This is a genomic window from Colwellia sp. TT2012 (assembly GCF_001440345.1).
Classification (GTDB): Bacteria; Pseudomonadota; Gammaproteobacteria; order Enterobacterales; family Alteromonadaceae; genus Colwellia.
The window spans coordinates 1-1163 of sequence record NZ_LJYX01000061.1 but is presented as its reverse complement, the minus strand read 5'-3'; the positions used below and the strand labels follow the sequence as shown (position 1 = coordinate 1163).

General features: G+C 54.0%; 1 protein-coding gene. It reads left to right on the top strand.

The window, feature by feature from the left end; all coding sequences use genetic code 11:
• Positions 1-216: 216 nt before the first annotated feature.
• Positions 217-1163, top strand: a 947-nt coding sequence (locus tag ASU03_RS18615; protein ID WP_057833254.1) for an IS630-like element ISPa47 family transposase, incomplete at its 3' end; no start/stop codon positions are given.

Sequence of the window (1163 nt, the reverse complement as noted above, 5' to 3'; positions counted from 1 at the left end):
ATCGCGTAGTTTTCGCTGGCCATTCTGTATTCTCCGAAAAAATTAATCTTCAGGTTGAATTGAACAGTGGTTGCTGCTTGGAGGGCTATTTTTATTCGTCAACTATGGCGCTGTAAATAGCAGGTAGACGACTTATCCTACAGATTATTCCTTATGGTTAACTGTTCGTTATATTAACCTGGCAAATAAATAGGGCATATTAGATAATCTGTCTCCATGAAAATAGATGCCCGTAAACTCAGCCCCCAAGAACAACGTGAAAAGCGCTCCACGGCCCTACGCATGCGTGAGCAGGGTTACACCTACAAGGCTATTGGCGAAGCGGTTGGTGTTCACCCCCGCACTATTGCTCACTGGGCGCAGGTCGCAGAACATAAAGGCGAAAAGGCTGCCATTGCCGGCGGCCAGCGTGGTGTGCGCCAGGGTGATCGCCGCAGTTTGAGCTCCAGCCAGGAAGTGCTGATTCGCACCTTGATGACCGATAAGATGCCCGACCAACTCAAGCTCGGCTTTGCGCTCTGGACGCGTGATGCGGTGCGAGAACTGATCCGCCAGCGCTGTGGTTTTCTCATGCCGGTTCGAACGGTTGGTGAATACCTCAAGCGTTGGGGCTACACCCCGCAGCGCCCACTGCATCGGGCTTATCAGCAGAAACCTGAAGTGGTTCAGCACTGGCTGGATAATGAATATCCACGCATCGCACAGCGGGCCAGGGCTGAGAATGGTGAGATTCAGTGGGGCGACGAAACCGGTATGCGCAGTGACAGCCATGCTGGCCGCAGCTACGCCCCTATTGGCGAAACGCCGGTGCGCCTGGTCAGCGGCAGTCGTTTTTCCACCAACATGATTTCCACCGTGACCAATCGGGGCAAACTGCGCTTCATGCTGTATCGGGAAACGCTGACAGCCCCAGTGCTGATTCGCTTCCCGAGTCGCCTGATTCGCGATGCTCAGGGCCGCAAGGTGTTCCTGATTCTCGACAACCTGCGCGTACACCACAGCAAAAAGGTGAGCGCCTGGGTTGGCGACCGCAAAGAGCAAATCGAACTGTTCTTCTTGCCGGCCTACGCCCCGGAGTTGAACCCTGACGAGTATTTGAATTGTGATCTGAAACATCAGGTTCGCATGGGCTTGCCGGCACGTAATCAGGACGAACTGGAAAG